Source organism: Streptosporangiales bacterium, assembly GCA_009379825.1.
Classification (GTDB): Bacteria; Actinomycetota; Actinomycetes; order Streptosporangiales; family WHST01; genus WHST01.
Map to the genome: position 1 here is coordinate 1 of WHTA01000031.1, position 18349 is coordinate 18349.

Consider the following 18349-nt stretch of genomic DNA (forward strand, 5'->3'; position numbering starts at 1 on the left):
GTCGCTCGTTGAGGGCCTGCATGACACTGCCGCCCCCGGTTCTCGCGGGGCCGTGGACCGGCAACAGGGAGACGCGCCGTAGAGCGCCGGTTAGTGACCGCCCGGGTGTCGGCCTCGTCGCCGCCGGGTCGTCGCTGCTGCCTGATGGAGGAGTCTCGTTGTCTCTTGCGCTGCCTGCTGCGCTGTACTTCGTTGGGATCGACTGGGCCGCTGCGATCCACGCGGTGTGCGTGATGGATGCGGCCGGGGTGGTTGTGGCGGAGTTCACCGTCGCCCACTCCGCGGACGGGATCACAGCGTTGATCCGTCGTCTCGCTCGTCTGGGTGATCCCGCCGATGTGCCGGTCAGGATCGAACGGCCGAACGGCCGCCTGGTCGACCTGCTGCTCGAGGCCGGTCACCCAGTGGTGCCGGTGTCCCCGAACGCGATCAAGACCTGGCGTGACGGCGAGGTGCGCTCCGGCGCGAAGTCTGATGCCGGCGACGCCGCGGTGATCGCGGAGTACCTGCGGCTGCGGGCGCACCGGCTGCGTGTCGCAGCGCCGTACTCGCCCGAGACGAAGGCGCTGCGGACCGTGGTGCGGTCGCGAGACGACCTGGTCGAAATGCGGGTCGCCGCGACCAACCAGCTCTCCGCACTGCTGGACGCGTACTGGCCAGGGGCCAACGCCGTCTTCGCCGACGTCGAGAGCCCGATCAGCCTGGCGTTCCTGACCCGCTACCCCACCCCGGCCGCCGCAGCCCGGCTCGGCGTCAAGCGGATTGCCGCGTTCATGGTCAAGCACGGCTACTCCGGCCGCCGCACCGCTACCGAGCTGCTCACTCGGCTGCACGGCGCCCCACCGGTGTCAGCGACGACGCCGTGACCGAAGCACTGCGCGACGCCGTCCTCGCCCACGTCGCCGTGCTGACCGCGTTGAACACCGCGATCAAGGACCTCGACCGGTCCGTGACCGCCCACCTCGGGGAGCACCCGGACGCCGCGATCTTCACGTCGCTGCCAACGTCGGGTCAGATCAACGTCGCCCAGGTGCTCGCCGAGTGGGGCGATGTCCGGCAAGCCTACGACTCTCCCGACGCCGTCGCCGCGCTCGCCGGCTGCACACCTGTCACCAAGGAGTCCGGCAAGCACCGCGCGGTGCACTTCCGGTGGGCCTGCAACAAGCGGTTCCGCAAGGCGATCACCACCTTCGCCGACAACAGCCGCCACGCCAGCCCCTGGGCCGCCGACATCTACACCCGCGCCCGCGCCAGCGGCAAGGACCACCCACACGCGATCCGCGTCCTGGCCCGCGCCTGGATCCGCGTCATCTGGCGCTGCTGGCACGACAACAACCCCTACGACCCCGCCAAACACGGCACCGCAGCCACCCTCACAGCGGCCTGAGGTTGACACAGGGAGTGTCATGACCGCACCCCCGTCCGTTCCGTCACGAGCGTCTTCAGGCTCGCCGCGACCACGGTCTCGTCGCGCTGGTTGAGCACGGTGAAGTCGGAGGTGACCACGCCGGTACCGTCACCGCGCGGCGTCTTGTCGGTGACCACCGTGCGGACCCGGATCGTGTCGCCGATCCTGGTGGGCGTGACGAACCGCAGCCGGTCGATCCCGTAGAACGCCTTCATCGCCTGCGGCCAGAAGGTGACCAGGCCGAGCGCCACCGAGAGGACGAGCGCGCCGTGCGCGACGCGGCCACCGAACACCGGGTCGGACTCGGCGTACGTGACGTCGGTGTGCGCGGGGTGCCAGTCACCGGTGAACATCGCGAACGTGACGATGTCCGTCTCGGTGACCGTGCGCGCCATGCTGACGTGCTCGTCGCCGACGGCGATCGCGTCGAAGTAGTCGGTGATCACGCATGCGCCTCCTGCGGTCTGCGGTACATCAACCCGGTGCGGCGGCATCGGCACACCAGCACGTCGTCCTGGTTGTACGCGCGGTGCTCGAACACCACGATCCCCGCGCCCGCGCGGGACTTCGACGCCCGTGCGTCGACGACCTCGCTCTCCACGCGCACCGTGTCTCCCGCGAACACCGGGGCGGGGAACTGCACGTCGGTCAGGCCGAGCTGGGCGACGATGGTGCCCAGGGTGAGCTCGGGTACGGACAACCCGACCACCAGAGCGACGGTGAACATACTGTTCACGAGCGGCTTGCCGAACTCCGTGCGCGCGGCGTACTCGGCGTCAAGGTGCATCGGCGCCGGGTTCATCGTCATGGTGGTGAACAGCACGTTGTCGGTCTCGGTCACCGTGCGCCGGGTGGCGTGCTGCACGACGGTGCCGACGGTGAGCTCCTCGAACCACCGGCCGGACACCCGACGTCGCGGGTCCACGGTCACGAGCGGTCCTCCACGGCGGCGCCGTCCATGTCGCGGCTGCCGCGGGCGAGGTCACGCTGGCTGACCAGCAGCACGCTGAACAGCGACACGAGCGAAACCGCGGCGACGTACACCGCGACAGACATCGACGTTCCGGTGGCGGCGACGAGCGAGGCGGCCACCAGCGGGGCTACCGCACCCCCGAGGAGCACGCCGAGCTGGAACGACGTGGACGAGGCACTGAACCGCACCCGTGCGTCGAACAGCTCGGTGATGAACGTCGCCTGCGGGCCGTAGGAGACGCTGAACAGCACCGCGCCGACGAGGTACGCGAGCACGACCAGCGGAACGATCCCGCTGTCGATGGCGAGGAACGTCGGGAAGATCCACACGCACATCCCGGCGAGCCCGATGAGGATCAGCCGGCGGCGGCCGTGGCGCTGGGCCAGTGCGCCGAAGAACGGCAGGGCGAACACCGCGACCACGGCCGAGAGCAGGACGGCGACCAGCATGACGCTGCGGCTCATCACCTCCGTGGAGGCGGCGTAGGACAGCGAGTAGGTGTTGACGACGTAGAAGTAGGCGCCGGTGCTGATCATCGAGCCGGTGGCGAGCAGGACTTGCTTCGGGTAGGTGCGGAATGCCTCGACCAACGGCACCCGCACGACCTCCCGCCCCTGCGTGACCCGCTCGAAGACCGGTGTCTCCGTGAGCGTGAAGCGGACGATCATGCCGATGACCACGAGCACGATGCTCACCAGGAACGGGATCCGCCACCCCCAGCTCAGGAACGCCTGCTCGGGCATCTGCGCGACGAGGAAGAACGCGCCGGTGGCGAGGAACAGCCCGGCCGGTACGCCGATCTGGGGGAGACTTCCGTAGAAACCGCGTCGTCCGGGGCTCGAGTACTCGACGGCGGTGAGCACCGCACCACCCCACTCGCCGCCGACACCGAAGCCCTGTACCAACCGCAGCAGGACGAGGATGATCGGCGCCGCGACGCCGATGGTGGCGTACGTCGGCAGGGCTCCCATGAGGAACGTCGCCACGCCCATCATCGACAGCGACAGCACGAGCATCTTCTTGCGGCCGACCCGGTCGCCGAAGTGTCCGAGGACGATCCCGCCCAGTGGCCGCGCGAAGAAGCCGACCGCGAACGTGCTGAACGCGAGCAGCGTCGATGCGACGGGGTCGGACGACGGGAAGTACAGCGGACCGAGGACCAGGGCGGCCGCCGACCCGTAGAGGATGAAGTCGTACCACTCGATGGTGGTCCCGATGAGGACGGAGGCGGCCACCCGCCGCATGGGCGGCGCCTGAGCGGTCGTGAGCTCGGTTCTGGAATCGGTCATCGTCAGGCTCCTTCGTCGACGTCCCGCGGGCACTTGGTCGGTCACGGAGCGACCGGCGCCGGCGCCGTGCGGCGGAAGTCCGGGTTACGGCGTTCCGCGAACGCGGAAAGCCCCTCCCGTGCGGTCGCGCTGCCCAGGTGGTCGAGCAGCGCGTCTCTTTCTGCTGCGATCGCCCGCGCCGGCTCGGCGGCACGAGCATTGGTGTGCAGGCGTCTCATGAGCGCCAGGGCGTCCGGGCCGTGCCTGGCCAGCCGGTCGACGAGCGCGTCGACGGCGGTGTCCAGGTTGGCTGCCGGGACGACGTGGCTCACCAGCCCGAGCTGGCCGGCGGTACGGCCGTCGAGCATCTCGCCGGTATACAGCAACCGGCGCGCCAGCATCGGCGGCAGCGCTCGCGTGAGCCGGACCGAACCGCCCGCGCCCGGCACCAGCCCGTACTCGAGATGCCGGTCGCCGATGGCCGACGTCTCGCTGACGACGGCGAGGTCGCAGGCGAGCATGATCTCGCAGCCGCCGGCCAGCGCGTACCCGTCCACCACGCAGACCGAGACGAAGGGCGCGGCCTCCAGCCGGTCGACGGTCGCCCCGATCGACGTGATGTAGTCGCGCAGTGCCCCCGGTTCGTCCACGACGCCGAGCAGGTGCTTGAGGTCGGCGCCGGCCGACAGGGTGCCGTGCGCACCCCGGACCACCACGACGCCGCACCGCGCGTCCGTCGCGGCGTCGACGGCCGCGTCGAGCCCGGCGACCACGGACGGACTGAGCGCGTTGCGGGATCTCGGCCGGTTGATCGTGACCCGACCGACCGGCCCGTCGACCTCCACCAGGACGGCGCCGTCCGCGAGCTCCTCACCTGCCGATGACAATGCCGGCCGCCTCTCTGTCCCACAGTTCACCGAGGCGTTCGGCCGCTGCGGTCTTCAGCTTGTACTTCTCGATCTTCTCGCTGGGCGTCTTGGGGAGCTCGTCGATGACGTCGAGGTAGCGCGGCACCATGAAGTACGGCATCTGGTCGGCGCAGAACGCGATGATCTCCTCGTACGTGATCGTCGCGCCGTCGGCGGCGACCAGGTACACCATCACGTCGTCCTCGCCGAGCTCGGATGCCACGGGGACGGCGGCCGCCTCGTGCACCGCCGGATGCTGGCAGATGATGGTCTCGACCTCGTACGCGGAGATGTTCTCGCCCCGCCTGCGGATGGCTTCCTTCTTGCGGTCCGAGAAGTACAGGTACCCGTCACCGTCCAGCCAGCCGCGGTCGCCGGTGTGGAACCAGCCGTCCTTGTGCGTCTCGGCGGTGGCCTCAGGCATGTTGTAGTACCCGAGCATCGTCATGCCGGGCTCGGCCGGCTTGATCCGGATCTCGCCGACCGCGCCGACCGGGACCTCGACCCCGTCGTCGTCCACGATCTGCACCGCGACGCCGTCGCGTACCCGCCCGGCGGACGGCACCTTCTCCTGTGGGTCGTCCGGGCCGAACACGGTGACCGCGCAGTTCTCGGTCATCGCGTAAACCGAGGTGACGGTGATGCCGTACCTGTCGAGGAAGCCGCGGCTGAGCTCGCGCGAGTTCGGCACCATCATGCAGATCCGGGCGCGGTGCTCGCGGTCCGCGGGCGACGGCGGCTGCTGCCAGATGATGTTCGCCATCGCGCCGAGACAGTTGAACACGGTCGCGTTCGACTGCTGGATCTGCGCCCAGAACCGGCTGGCCGAGAAGGGCGGGTACAGCGCCACCGATGCCTCGGCCCAGAGCGCCGCGTAGACCGTGTACCAGAGCGCGTTGCCGTGGAAGACCGGCAGGCAGGTGTAGAGCACGTCGTCCGGCCGGTAGCCGTTGATCGAACTCATCTGGTGGCCGACCGCGTGGCCCTGCGACTGTGGGCAGATGGCGCCCTTGGACGGCCCGGTGGTGCCCGACGTGTAGAGGATCAGGTGCGGGTCCTCGGCACGTACCGGCACCGCAGGCTCCGGCGGCGTGTCGGGGCCGGTGGCGAGCTCGGTCAGCTCGTGCGTGCGCACCCCGTCCGGCAGGCCGGCGGCGGTGAGCGCGTCGGCGTCGACGCCGTGGCCGAGCACGGTGCGTACGGCAGGCACCTGGCCGAGGACGTCGACCGCGCGCTGCAGCAGCGATCGGTCCACGCACAACATCACCGAGTCGGACTGGTCGAGGAAGTAACGCAGCAGCTCGCCCTTCGCCGCGGTGTTCAGCGGCACCGCGACCGCACCGAGCTTGCCGAGACCCCACAGCGTCCAGAGGAACTCCGGGCAGTTGGGCATGAGGAGCGCGACGTGGTCGCCCCGGCCGACGCCGAGGTCGGCGAACCCGTTCGCGTACCTGTTGGTCATCGCGTCGAGGTCGCGGTACGCGTACGTGCGGCCCTGCCAGTGGAGGAACGGCCGGTCACCGACGGTCGCCGCCTTGTCGGCGAGGATCCGGGTCGTCGTCCGGTCGCTGGCGTCGTAGTAGCGCATTGGGTGCTCCGCCTCTGCTCTCGACCGAGACGGTAACCGGGGCCACGGCCAGAGTCAACAAACACTTGTTGCATCGCCTCGCCTGGATCGTCACCTCGATCGCCCGGTGGTGTGTAATGGGCGGATGACCGAACGCGCTACAGGCAGTAACGACTACGCGGCTCCGATCGTGCAGACCGCCGCCGCGCTCTTCGCCCGGCAGGGCTACCGCGGCACGTCGATGCGGGACATCGGCAGGGCGGTCGGCGTCCACGCGGGCAGCCTGTACGTGCACATCTCGAGCAAGGAGGACCTGCTCGAGGAGATCGTCTTCCACATCATGGAGCGCTCCGAGCAGGACATGGCCGATGTGCTCGCCGGCGGCGGCACGGCGACCGAGCAGCTCTACCGGATCGCCGCCAAGGACCTCGAGCTCATCGGCGAGAACAAGGAGTTCGCCACCGTCTTCTTCCACGAGTGGCGGAACCTGAGCGAGGAGCGCCAGCAGAAGGTGATCGCGAGCCGGGACCGCTGGGAGGCCAACCTGCGGAGCGTGCTCGCGCGGGGGATCGCCACCGGCGAGTTCCGCGACATCGAGCCGCGGATCGCCGGTATCGCCCTCACCAGTATCCTGAACTGGGCATACGTCTGGTACTCGCCCGACGGCGACCTGTCTACCGACCAGCTCGCGAAGCGATTCGTGGACATCGTGATCAACGGCATCCGGGCGCCGCGCAAGGGTGGCGAGATGGGAGTCGGCTAAGCCGGTCGAGATCGTCCGTCGACCAGCGGGGGAGGGGTGTTTCAAGATCATGTAACAACTGTTTGTTGATTGCGTGCAGTGATTGTGGTTTGCTTCCCTGCAACCGCGCGGGACCGAGACAAGGAAACCAAGCCTTCGGGGTGCGACACCACCGTGCACCGGGGCGCGGTCGCAGGGGAGCGGATATGCCATTCGTCCCGGCATCGGACGGTGTCCTGCTGCACTACTCTCGACCGGCACCGGCCGGCCGATCGTTCTGATCCACGGGTGGACGATGAACGGCCGACTGTTCCACAAGAACGTCGACGCGCTGGCCGCCGACCATCGGGTGATCACTATCGACTCCCGCGGCCACGGCAGGTCGGGTAAGGAGTTCATGCACCTGACCATGGAACAGGTCGGCCGTGACATCGAGACCGTGTTGGCCGCCCTGGACCTGCGCGACGTCGTGCTCGCCCGGCTGGTCGATGGGCATGGCGACCGTGGACAACTACCTCGCCCAGTTCGGCACCGAGCGGCTCGCCGGGATCGTGGACATCGACATGACCCCGTACCTGTTCGCTGACGGCGACTGGCCGCACGGCGTCTTCGGGAACCTGGATGCCAGGAGCTCGCTGGACGTGCAGCGCCAGATGATCGCCGACCGCACCGGCCTGATGGAGGTCTGATCCCGGCCATGTTCGCGGCCGGCTCCACCCAGGACCCCGAGACGATCGCCTGGTGGTCCGACGAGTCGACCACGGTCCCCGACCTGACGGCGCTCGCCCTGTGGGTGCCCTTCTCCAGCCAGGACAGGCGACCGCTGCTGCCGACCATCGACGTACCGGTGCTGCTCGCGCACGGCCGGAAGAGCCAGATCTACCCGACGCCGGTGTGGGAGGCGCTGAGCGACCTGATCCCGCAGACCTCCCTCGCCCTCTTCGACGATAGCGGCCACTCGCCGTTCTGGGAGCCACCCGAGGAGTTCAACGCCGTCGTCATCGACTTCGTCAAGACGCTGTAGCGCGCCGCCCGCATCTGATCTGCGACAACACGAGCCCCTCGGGCCTTCGTCACACATTCCACACGAAGCCGGCTCACTGCGGATTTGCTTGAATAGCTCCCCCGGCGACGCCAATGGGGACGGTATTCGTCCAGACGATTGCGCCGTACTCCTTGCGAAGTGCGCGGCGACCTCCCAGTGGTCCTACGAAAGGTGTGCCAGGTGCGCCTGCTGGACGGCTACCCATCCCGCGATTGGTTCTCGGACGCGGCCTCGAGCGCAATCGCGACCGCCTCGAACTCCTCCAGAGCAGCGGTGAGGTCCTCGACGATCTCTCGGGCGATCACCTCGGGGACGGGGAGGTTGTCCGTGTCCTCGAGGGACTCGTCCCGCAGCCAGGTCAGGTCGAGGTTGACCTTGTCGCGGGCGAGCAGCTCGTCATAGGTGTAGGACTTCCAGCGTTCGGATTCGACGCGCTCGGCGCGGTCTTTGCTGGGCAGCAAGGACGACAAGATCACCCGTAAGCCCCGACCAGTGGTTGGGAATTTAGAACACCAACTGGTGCATTTGGTCAGACGCACCTTGTCAAGGCGGACAGGCCATGCAACGCCTGCAACGTGATCACACTAGCCATCACCTCCGCCGGCACACTCGGCCGACCCCGACCCGAGGGAAACAAATCCGCGAACATCTCATCCGGGAACAACACCCCCCGATACTCAGCCAAGAACCAGAACACACCACCATCTCCGGAAACGCCGGGATGGTTCAGACCAAGGACACGGAGAACCGGCGAGCACAGCGCCGGGACTCAACCACGCCCGTCCATCACCCACGCTCAACCCAACTGTCGACCCCGTCATCTGACAGCGACGCGAAAGATCGAGGCTAGGTGGTTGGTCCAGACCCCGACCCGGTGTGCCAGCACCGGATCGGCCGCTATCGGATCGCCATCCAGACAAGAGCCACTAATTTGATCTCAGCCTGGATCGACGGCAAGGGCAGGAGGTGGACGCTGCGTACGGCCGCGCGGTACGCGGACGTGTGGAACATGCCGGGACCCGGCGAGTCGACGGCGGAGTTCGAGGATCTCTGCCGGGTACTCGACCGACACTGCGCCGATGCCGGCCGCGATCCAGCGGAGATCCGCAGGTCCATCCAGCTCGCCGTCACCGACGACCACGACGAGCTGCTCGCCACCGTCGAGACGTACGCACGGGCCGGGGTCACCGACTTCGTACTGATCCTCCGCGGCGCGGACCCGGTCGCCCAGGCGGACCGCAGCGCGGAGCTGCTGCCCCGGCTGCGGTCGGTCGCCTGAGCCGTACGGTCAGAAGGTGCCTGGGATGGACTGACTGATGTTGTGGGTCAGATCGGTGACCATGACGTCGGTGAACTCGACGGTCATCGGCGGGCTGCACGACGGCTGGAAGGTTGCGGTCGCCGTGAGTGTGAAGTTGGCCTTGCCGTTCTGAACGGGGAACGTCCCTTCGGCGGCGAGGCTCTGCTTGTTCCCCGCCTGTGGCTTGTTGCTGCCCGGGTTCACGCACTGAGCGGTTGCAGTGAGCTGGACCTGGACCTGGTCCTCGTTGCCGAGCCCGGCGATCTTGCCGGTCGCGGTGAGGCTGGTGTCGGCGCGCGTGATGCTGGTCGTACCGACGAAGTGTGGGCTGCCGGCGTATGCGGCAGGCGCGAAGAGCAGTGAGGCGAGCATGGCCATCACGGCAGCAATGACTAGTCGGCGCACGGAAGTCCTCCGTCTCGGTGACCGCTGACGCGGCCACTGAGCCGAGGTTCGCGGGTACCGAGCGGTGCGGCCAGTGACAGTACCCTGACGAGGCCCTGACGAGCCGCCCGGCGATCTTCAGGGCGCCGAGTACCGGTCGAGCTCGGCGAGGTACGCGTCGCGCCGTGACGTTCCGAGCCAGGCGATCTCGAACGCGTTTCGCTGCAACCGCACGATGTCGGCGGCCGACAGGTCGAGGGCGTCCTGCACCGCGAGCAGGTTCTCCGTCACGTAGCCGCCGAAGTACGCGGGATCGTCGGAGTTCACCGTCACCTTGACGCCGGCGTCGAGCAGCTTGCGCACCTCCGTGGCCTTGAGCCCGTCGGTGACCCAGCCGTTCGAGATCGGGCAGACGGTCAGGCCGAGCCCGCGGTCGCGGATCTCGGCGAGCAGCGCTTCGTCGTCCAGTGCGTTCACGCCGTGGTCGATGCGGTCCACCGCGATGACGTCGAGACACTGGCGGATGTGCTCGGTGGCGTTCTCCTGGTCGACGTCGCAGTGCATGGTGAGGAAGTAGCCCTCCGTGCGCGCGTGTTCGAAGACCGCGGTGAACTTCGTCGGCGGGTTGCCCTTCTCGTCGGAGTCCAGCCCGACGCCGATGATCCAGTCCTTGTACGGCAACGACTCCATCAGCGTGGCCATGGCGTACTCGGCGGAGAGGTCGCGCAGGAAGCAGAGGATCAGCTCGGCGTGCAGGTCGTACGCACTGCGCGCGTCGACGAGCGCGCGGCGCAGGCCGCGGATCACCGTGCTGAACGGCACGCCGCGCGACGTGTGCGCCTGCGGGTCGAAGAAGATCTCCACGTAGCGCACGTTCTGCTCGTGGGCGCGCGTGAGGTACGCCCACGCGAGGTCGTAGAAGTCCGCCTCGGCGACGAGCACCCGCATCCCGTCGTAGTACGACGCGAGGAACGACGGGAGGTCGTCGAAGGCGTACGAGTCGCGCAGCGCCTCGGCGTCCGCGTAGGGGAGCGTGCGGCCGTTGCGGCGGGCCAGCTCGAACCGCAGCTCGGGTTCGAGCGTGCCCTCTATGTGGAGGTGCAGCTCGCACTTGGGGATGCCGGCTATGAAGTCCTTCACGGGGTCGCCTCCTTCGCGACGTCGAGCAGCGGGTCGACGTGCTGTTGTGCGTGGTAGTCGACGAGGCCACCATCGGTCACCGCGTAGTCCGGTATCGCCGTGATGGCCAGGAACATCAGGTACCCGAACGCCGACGGCAGCCGGCAGCCGAGCTCGCCGGCCGCTGCGTCCAGCCGGCGTTCCGCCTCGGCCATCTGCTCCGCGGGCAGGTCGGCCACGATGCCGCCGACGGGCAGGGCGAGGAACTCGCGTACGGTGCCTTCGGCCGCGACGGCGAGGCCGCCGCCGGTAGCGAGCACCTGGTTGACGGCGACCGCCATGTCGGCCGCGTTCGTGCCGACGCAGACGATGTTGTTGTCGTCCGGGGCCGCGCTCGTGGCCAGCGCGCCGGTGCGCAGCTCGAACCCGGTGACGAACGCGGTGCGGATCGGCGTCTCGTTGCCGTAGCGCTCTACCACGCATACGTAGAGCACGTCCTGCGCCACGGAAGGCGGGAGCACGCCGTCGACGGCGGCGAGCACCACGTCGCGCCTGCGACGGACGAACGGCACCTGCCGGTCGAGGTCCATGGCGAGCACCCGCACGCTCGGGGCGCCCGCCGGTGCCCGGACGGCGATCTGGTCCTGGCGTACGGGTGCCCGGCGCATGGTGTGGAGCAGCGCAGGGTCGCGTACCGGCGGGGTCGGCGCGGTCAGCATCTGCCCACCGGCGGCGACGAGCCGGCCACCCGCGACCACCTGCCGTACGTCGAACGCCTGCAGGTCGCCGGCCACGAGCAGGTCGGCGTACTTGCCAGGTGCCACGGAACCCACCAGGTGGTCGATGCGGTACATCTGCGCGCAGTTGATGGTGGCCATCTGCACGGCGGTCACCGGTGGCACGCCCGCGGCGATCGCCAGCCGCACCAGGTGGTCGATGTGCCCGTGCTCGAGCATGTCGGACACGGTGACGTCGTCGGTGCAGAACGCGACCCGCGACGGGTCGGCGCCGAGCTCCGTCACCACCTTTATGTTCTCCTCGAGGAAGTGCGCGACCGACGACTCGCGGACGAGGAAGTACATGCCGGCGCGCAGCTTCGCGAGCGCCTCAGCGGCGCTGTAGCTCTCGTGGTCGAGCCGTATCCCGGCGACGCACAGCGCCGGCAGGGTCGCCTCGGCGGCCATCGGCGCGCAGCCGAACGCGGGCAGCCGGTTGCGCCTGGCCAGCTCCAGGGTCTCGAGCACGGCAGGGTCGCGGCCGAGCACGAACTCCGACACCGTCTCCCAGACGCCGACGCACTCCGGCCAGGCCTGCGCGACCCGGTGTTCGGCGGGGCCGAGGTAGTGCCCCACGGTAGACCGCGGGAGCGTGTACGGCGTCTGGAACGGCGCTCCCCAGAACACCCGCAGCGGGCTCGCCGCCGCCTCGTCGAGCGCCGACCTGGCGCCGTCCAGGCCGGCGACCACGCACATCTGGTCGAGCCCGGAGACCACGCTCGTGGTGCCGCACCGCACCACGGCGTCGGCGAACATGGTGACGGAGAGCTTGCTGCACTCGATGTGCAGGTGGCCGTCGACCAGGCCTGGCACCACGTACCCGCCGGCCGCGTCGACCTGCTCGGTGTCCGCGCCCCGGTACCTGTCGACGGCGCCGACCGCGACGATCCGGTCGCCGGCGACGGCGACGTCCGCGGGATAGATCTCGCCGGTGAACACGTTCACCAGCCGGCCGCCGGTCACCACGAGATCGGCCGGGCGTGCGGCGGTCGCCGCGTCGATCAGCTGGTCGAGCCTCACCGCTGCGCCTCCCGCACCTGCGGCTCGGCGACCGCCTCGGCCTCGGTCCGTACCCGCTTCCTGGCCAGCAGCCAGTACACCCCGCCGCCGACCAGCATGCCGGCGAAGACGCTGAGGTCGGAGCCGCCGGTGGCCGCAGAGAGCGGGCCGACGACGAGCACCGAGTTGATCCACGCGGTGGCGGCGGCCATGCCGAGCAGCAGCGCGACGATCGCCGGCACGTGCACGCCGCCGGAGCGCCAGTAGATCCCCGTGCTGCCCGTCTCGCTCGGGAACAGCGACTCGGCGTGGTAGCGCCCGCGGCGCAGCAGCCAGTCGACCAGGTAGAAGGCCGCCCACGGCGCGAGCCAGATCACCAGGATCGCGAGGAAGTTCTCCAGCAGCTCGTAGAACGACTCGGCGAACACCGCCCAGAACGCGATGGCCACGCAGATCACCAGGTCGACGATCACGGTGATCGACCTGCGGATGCGGACGCCCATCGTCTGCAGGTTGAGCCCGGACGAGTACAGGTCGCTGGTGTTCACCGCGAGCAGGGTCACGATGGCGAGCAGCAGGTACGGGACCACGAACCAGGCCGGCAGCACGTCCGGCAGTCCGGAGATCGGGTCGCTCGCGTCGACGGTGATCGAGGCCACCGCGGCGCCGAGCGTCATCAGCAGCGTGTACGCGGCGCAGCCGCCGGCCGCCGAGCACAGGAACGTCGCGCGGGGGCTCGCCCGCGGCGACAGGTAGCGGGAGTAGTCGCTGCCCATCACCGCCCAGGACAGCCCGCCCGCGGCGATGACGAGTGCGATTGCCGCCGTGACCAGCGGGACGGGCGCAGGCTCGGCCGCGGCGCCGAGGTCGACCTGCGGCACCACGACGATCGCCATGACCGTGAACATGGCGATGGCCAGGTAGCTGAAGTACCGCTGCGCGCGCATGATCAGGCCGTAGCCGAACAGCGGCAGCACCAGCTGGATCGCCGCGGCGACGAGGATGACGACCGTGCTGACGAACGCGTTGTCCGGCACGCCGAGCTGGCCGAGCAGCGCGAGCGCGGCGAACACGATGAGGATCAGCCCGCCGGCCTCGAAACCGACCAGGGTGAGCCAGGAGAAGAACGCGAGCAGCCGGCCGCCGTTCGGCCCGAACGCCGCGCGCGAGATCGTCTGGGTGGACGTGCCCACCACCGGGCCCTGCAGGCTGGTCAGCCCGGTCAGCGTGAAGCCGATCAGGTTGCCGAGCACGATCGCGAACAGCGCCTGCGGGAACGACAGGCCGATCGCGACGAGCAGCGCGCCGTAGGCGAAGGTGAAGACGGTTGCCGTGGTGCCCACCCACAGCCAGATGAGGGACCGCGGGCGGGTGTGTCGTTCGGCCAGCGGCACCAGGTCGATGCCGCGGCGCTCGATGCGGAACGGATGAGACATGAGGACCGTCCTCCGCTGATTAAACCTTTAAGCAGGCTGGCAGACAACGTACTTGAGACGATCTGACACATTCAAGGGGGACGCGGCAGCGTGTGCGAGGAGGCGATGTGACGAAACGGCCCGGGGCCCGGGTGGGCATCCGCGAGGTGGCGCAGGCAGCGGGAGTTTCGACCGCGTCGGTGTCGAACGCGCTGAACGGCACCGGGCGCATCGACCCGCGTACCCGGGACCGGATCGTCGAGGTAGCCAGGCAGCTAGGTTATCGGGCCAACCCGAGCGCCAGGCAGCTGCGTCAGCAGCGCACCGGCGTGCTCGCCGTCACCGCCAGGGAGCCGAAGGGTGACGGCTACGGCCTGATGGACGTCGAGTACTTCGTGGAGATGCTGATGTCCGCCGCGTCGGTCGCCCTGGCCAAGGGGTACTCGCTGACGTTGGTGCCGATGGCGACGGCCGGGGACACGCTCGACCAGATCGCCGTCGACGGCACGCTGCTGTTCGACGTGCTCAGCGCCGACCCGCTGCTCGCCGAGCTGAGCGCCGCCGGCACACCCGTCGTGACGGTGGGCCGCGACACCGCGCTGCCCGAGACCACCGGCTGGTGGGTCGACAACGACCTGGCCGTCGGCGTCACCGGCCTGCTCGACCACCTCAGCGACGCGGGCGCGCGGCGGATCGGACTGCTCACCGGCCCGGCCGAGTACTCGTACTGCGTGGACGCCGAACAGGCCTACCTCGCCTGGGTGGCCGCACGCGGCGGCGAACCGCTGGTCGCGCACGTCGACGAGGAGCCGGGACACGCCGCCGCCGCGGCGTTGCTCGACCGGCCGGACCCGCCGGACGCCGTCTGCGCCGTGCTGGAGCGGTACGCGGTCGCGGTGGTCGACGAGGCCGGTCGGCGGCGGCTGCGGGTGCCGCAGGACCTGTTGGTCGCCGCCGCGTCGGACAGCGCCGCGGCCCGGCGTGGCGAGGTGCCGATCACCGTGCTCGACCTCCATCCGGGCGAGGTCGGCCGGCAGGCGGCGGAGCTGCTCATCGGCCGGGTCGAGGGCAGCGAGGCGGAACCCGCGCACCGGCTGATCGGCGCCGACCTCGTGGCGCGGCGCTCGACCACGTCGTAGCGTGCACGTGCCGTTCGGCGCGGTAGTGCTGCCGTCTGTCGAACACTGCCAGTGATTGTCTTCTCTCGGAGCGGGTACAGCTCCTTACCATGCCGTCGACCGGTTTTTGGACAGCAGACGGTGTCCGAGCCGGGGGGCCCAGTGCGTCGTCACCGCCTGCCCGCATGGAAGTGGGTGTGACGATGGTGGACGGCGACGTCGTGCGTGGGTTCAGCCGGAGAACGTTCATGGCGGGTGTCGGTGGCTCCGCGCTGGTTGCGCCGGCCGTGCTGACCGCTCCAGGTGCGCACGCGCAACCCAGGGCCGGGGGCAGCAGGCAGGTGCGGTTGCGGCAGGGCACGGACATCGCCGCCCAGGTCTCCCCGGCCGGCCGGCAGGTCGCGATCGACCTGGTGGGCGTGCTGTGGGTGTTCTCCGCGTCCGGCGGTACGGCGCGGCGGCTGACCGGTGACTTCTTCGACATCGCGCAGCCCAGTTGGTCGCCTGACGGGCAGACGCTCGCGTTCCAGTCGTACCGCGACGGTGTCTTCGACCTCTGGACGATCCGCGCCGACGGCAGCAAGCTCAGGCGCCTCACCCGCGGCCCTTACGACCATCGCGAGCCGCGGTTCTCGCCGGACGGCAAGCACCTGGCGTTCTCCTCGGACGCCTCGGGCCGCTACGCGATCTACACCTACGACCTGGCGGACGGCACCATCGCCACGGTCGCCGACACCGCCGACGAGGAGTACGAGCCGGCGTGGTCGCCGGACGGTTCGCGGCTGGCGTTCGTCGTGGCCGACACGAAGATCGACGCGGTCGACGTGCAGTCGGGGGAGCGGGAGACGCTGGTGTCGCGCGAGAGCGGCGAGATCCTGCACGGCCCGGCCTGGACACCGGACGGCGAGGACGTCGTCTACACGCTGACCACGCCGGCGGCCACCCAGCTGATGCGCGGGAACACGGCGCTCGTGGACGGCGAGGAGGTGTTCCCGTTCACCGTGTCGTGGCTGGACGACGAGCGGTTCGTCTACACCGCGGACGGTGCGGTGAAGAAGCGCTCGCTAGCTGGCGGCAGCGTGGCCACCATCGGCTTCACCGCCGCGATCGACGTGGTGCGGCCCGCGTACGAGAAGCGGCGCCGCGACTTCAGCTCGACCCGCAGGCACCCGGTGCGCGGCATCGGCAGCCCGGTGCTGTCCCCGGACGGGAAGCAGGTGGCGTTCCGCGCGCTCGGCGACATCTACACGATGCGGGTCGGTGGCCGGCCCCGGCCGCTCACCAGGGACCACTGGTGGAAGTCGGATCCCGCCTGGTCGCCGGATGGCAGCAAGCTGGCGTTCTCCACCGACCGGGCGGGCAAGCTGGACATCTGGATCCGCGACCTCGCGACCGGCGACGAGCGGCAGCTGACCAACCTGCCCGACGCGGCCGCCGTCTCCGGCAGCTGGTCGCCGGACGGCGCTTTCCTGGCGTTCCTCGACCAGAACGGCGCGCTGCACACGGTCGAGGTGGCGACCGGAGTGGTGCAGCGCGTCTTCCCCGCGACGTTCGAGCCCGGCCGGCCGACCTGGTCGCCGGACGGCAACGTCATCGCGCTCGCCGCCGTCTACCCGTACTCCGCGAGATACCGCGAGGGCCTGAGCAAGATCATGCTCGTCGACCGGACGACCGGCCTGGCGACGTACGTGGACCCGCTGCCCGACCGGTCGATCCAGACCCGCGGTGACGACGGGCCCGTCTGGTCACCCGACGGCACGAAGATGGCGTTCGTCGTGGCGAGCGTGCTGTGGGTGATGGACGTAGCGCCTGACGGCACGCCGAAGTCGGAGGCACGACAGCTCACCGAGGAGGTCACCGATGCGCCGTCGTGGAGCGGCGACTCGCGGTCGCTGCTCTACCTGAACAACGGCCGGTTGCGGCTGGTGTCCGCCGACGGCGGCGAGCCGGAGACCGTTGCCGTGCCGCTCACCTGGGTCAACGTGCAACCGCGCGGGCGTACCGTGATCCGCGCCGGGCGGATGTGGGACGGCACGAGCGAGACCGTGCAGCGTGACGTCGACATCGTCGTCGACGGGCAACGCATCGCCGCCGTCGAGCCGCACCGGGCCGGACGCGACGGCCGCCGTATCGACGCGCGCGACCTGGTGGTCACGCCGGGCATCGTCGACATGCACCACCACAGGGAGATGCAGGGCTACTCCTACGGCGACCGGCAGGGCCGGCTCTGGCTGTCGCTCGGGATCACCACGACCAGGTCGCCCGGCAGCCCCGCGTACCACATGGTCGAGGAGCGGGAGGCCATCCAGTCCGGTGCGCGCATCGGGCCGCGGTACTTCGCCACCGGGGAGGCGATCGACGGGGCGCGCATCTACTACAACTTCATGCGCCCGACGTTCGACGCCGACCAGCTCGCGCTCGAGCTGGAACGCGCCGAGGCGCTCGACTACGACCTGCTGAAGGCGTACGTGCGGCTGCCCACCGCGTGGCAGCAGAAGGTCATCGACGCGGCGCACCGGATGGGGGTCCATGCCAGCTCGCACTACCACTACCCGGCGTTCGCGTTCGGCGGTGACGCGATGGAGCACACCGGTGCGACGAACAGGTTCGGCTACTCGCGGACCATCACGGCGCACGGGCACGGTTACTCCGACGTCATCGACATCTTCACCGCGTCCCGGGCGGCGCGGATGCCGACGTACTTCATCTCGAGGACGCTGTACCGCGAGGACACCTCGCTGGTGACCGACCGTAGGGTGACCACCCTGTACCCGAGCTGGGAGTACGCGAAGCTGCAGGCGAACGTGCGGTCGGCGCAGACCACCGACCAGACGGCGATCCGCGCGAACCTGCGCCGCCAGGTGCAGCAGGCGGTGGACATGCTGGCCGGCGGCGGGCGGGTGCTCAACGGCACCGACTCGCCGATCGACCACAACGCGGTGAGCACGCACATGAACCTGCGCGCGCTGGTGAAGTACGGCCTCACGCCGCACCAGGCGATGGTCGCCACCACGAGCGAGCCAGGTCGCTTCCTCGGCGAACCGATCGGCCGGGTAGCGGTCGGCATGTACGCCGACCTGGCCCTGCTGGCCGGCAACCCGCTCGAGGACATCACGGAGGCGGCGAACGTACGTCAGGTGCTGGTCGGCGGCGTCAGCCACACCGTCGACGAGCTGCTCGAGCCGTTCGCCGTGACGGCGAAGCGGGCCAACGGCCGGACAACCGCGTCGCGTGGCCGGTGCCCGAGCACCCGGACAACAAGAAGTACTGGTGGCACGACCCGAAGTACGTCGAGGAGGCCAGAACCGCCTGCTGCGACGACTGACC

At 69.6% G+C, this 18349-nt stretch carries 14 protein-coding genes and 4 pseudogenes; 7 read left to right on the plus strand and 11 right to left on the minus strand.

What is annotated here, in order from left to right:
• Positions 1-158: 158 nt before the first annotated feature.
• Positions 159-1387 (plus strand): annotated as a pseudogene (locus GEV07_16135) (IS110 family transposase).
• A gap of 17 nt (positions 1388-1404) precedes the next feature.
• On the opposite strand, the gene GEV07_16140 reads toward GEV07_16135, so the two are convergent.
• Genes GEV07_16140 through GEV07_16160 form a run of 5 tightly spaced genes read right to left on the minus strand, consistent with a single transcriptional unit; the run spans position 1405 to position 6145 of the window.
• A complete protein-coding gene (locus tag GEV07_16140) occupies positions 1405-1902 on the minus strand; it encodes a dehydratase (GenBank protein MQA04185.1) in 498 nt (165 codons plus the stop codon).
• Positions 1851-2315: a MaoC family dehydratase gene (locus GEV07_16145; protein ID MQA04186.1), complete on the minus strand. Its 465-nt coding sequence runs from the start codon at positions 2313-2315 to the stop codon at positions 1851-1853. Before GEV07_16145 ends, GEV07_16140 begins: the two co-directional genes overlap by 52 nt.
• 20 nt (positions 2316-2335) lie before the next feature.
• Positions 2336-3670, minus strand: a complete 1335-nt coding sequence (locus tag GEV07_16150) for an MFS transporter (protein MQA04187.1) — start codon at positions 3668-3670, stop codon at positions 2336-2338.
• 41 nt (positions 3671-3711) lie between these two features.
• Complete coding sequence (locus tag GEV07_16155) at positions 3712-4536, minus strand: enoyl-CoA hydratase/isomerase family protein (protein ID MQA04188.1); 825 nt, start codon at positions 4534-4536, stop codon at positions 3712-3714.
• On the minus strand, positions 4520-6145 hold the full coding sequence (locus tag GEV07_16160; protein MQA04189.1) for an AMP-binding protein: 1626 nt from the start codon (positions 6143-6145) through the stop codon (positions 4520-4522). Before GEV07_16160 ends, GEV07_16155 begins: the two co-directional genes overlap by 17 nt.
• Positions 6146-6269: 124 nt before the next feature.
• On the opposite strand from GEV07_16160, the gene GEV07_16165 reads away from it, so the two are divergent.
• The 3 genes from GEV07_16165 (at position 6270) to GEV07_16175 (ending at position 7890) form a co-directional block, all read left to right on the plus strand.
• Positions 6270-6887: a TetR family transcriptional regulator gene (locus GEV07_16165; protein ID MQA04190.1), complete on the plus strand. Its 618-nt coding sequence runs from the start codon at positions 6270-6272 to the stop codon at positions 6885-6887.
• A 274-nt stretch (positions 6888-7161) separates the two neighbouring features.
• Positions 7162-7452, plus strand: a complete 291-nt coding sequence (locus tag GEV07_16170; GenBank protein ID MQA04191.1) for a hypothetical protein — start codon at positions 7162-7164, stop codon at positions 7450-7452.
• 111 nt (positions 7453-7563) lie between these two features.
• Positions 7564-7890: an alpha/beta fold hydrolase gene (locus tag GEV07_16175; GenBank protein ID MQA04192.1), complete on the plus strand. Its 327-nt coding sequence runs from the start codon at positions 7564-7566 to the stop codon at positions 7888-7890.
• Positions 7891-8108: 218 nt separating this feature from the next.
• Here the strand turns inward: GEV07_16175 and GEV07_16180 are convergent.
• Together GEV07_16180 and GEV07_16185 are read right to left on the minus strand one after the other, a co-directional pair.
• A pseudogene (locus GEV07_16180) lies at positions 8109-8348 on the minus strand (SAM-dependent DNA methyltransferase).
• A 113-nt stretch (positions 8349-8461) separates the two neighbouring features.
• Positions 8462-8641: pseudogene (locus GEV07_16185) on the minus strand (IS5/IS1182 family transposase).
• A gap of 120 nt (positions 8642-8761) precedes the next feature.
• Between GEV07_16185 and GEV07_16190 the strand changes: the two are divergent.
• Complete coding sequence (locus GEV07_16190) at positions 8762-9190, plus strand: LLM class flavin-dependent oxidoreductase (protein MQA04193.1); 429 nt, start codon at positions 8762-8764, stop codon at positions 9188-9190.
• A gap of 9 nt (positions 9191-9199) precedes the next feature.
• Here GEV07_16190 and GEV07_16195 read toward each other — a convergent pair whose 3' ends face one another.
• The 4 genes from GEV07_16195 to GEV07_16210 all read right to left on the minus strand — a co-directional run bounded on the left by GEV07_16195 (position 9200) and on the right by GEV07_16210 (position 13925).
• Positions 9200-9616, minus strand: coding sequence for a hypothetical protein (locus tag GEV07_16195; GenBank protein MQA04194.1), 417 nt, complete (start codon positions 9614-9616; stop codon positions 9200-9202).
• Between the two features lie 117 nt (positions 9617-9733).
• On the minus strand, positions 9734-11197 hold the full coding sequence (locus GEV07_16200) for an adenosine deaminase (protein ID MQA04195.1): 1464 nt from the start codon (positions 11195-11197) through the stop codon (positions 9734-9736).
• A complete protein-coding gene (locus GEV07_16205; GenBank protein MQA04196.1) occupies positions 10732-12510 on the minus strand; it encodes an amidohydrolase family protein in 1779 nt (592 codons plus the stop codon). Before GEV07_16205 ends, GEV07_16200 begins: the two co-directional genes overlap by 466 nt.
• Complete coding sequence (locus tag GEV07_16210) at positions 12507-13925, minus strand: thiamine permease (GenBank protein MQA04197.1); 1419 nt, start codon at positions 13923-13925, stop codon at positions 12507-12509. The genes GEV07_16205 and GEV07_16210 overlap by 4 nt, the downstream gene beginning before the upstream one ends.
• A gap of 107 nt (positions 13926-14032) precedes the next feature.
• Here GEV07_16210 and GEV07_16215 point away from each other — a divergent pair, with 107 nt between their 5' ends.
• Both GEV07_16215 and GEV07_16220 read left to right on the plus strand, forming a co-directional pair.
• On the plus strand, positions 14033-15043 hold the full coding sequence (locus GEV07_16215) for a LacI family DNA-binding transcriptional regulator (protein MQA04198.1): 1011 nt from the start codon (positions 14033-14035) through the stop codon (positions 15041-15043).
• A gap of 227 nt (positions 15044-15270) precedes the next feature.
• Positions 15271-18347, plus strand: a pseudogene (locus GEV07_16220) (amidohydrolase family protein).
• Positions 18348-18349: the final 2 nt, after the last annotated feature.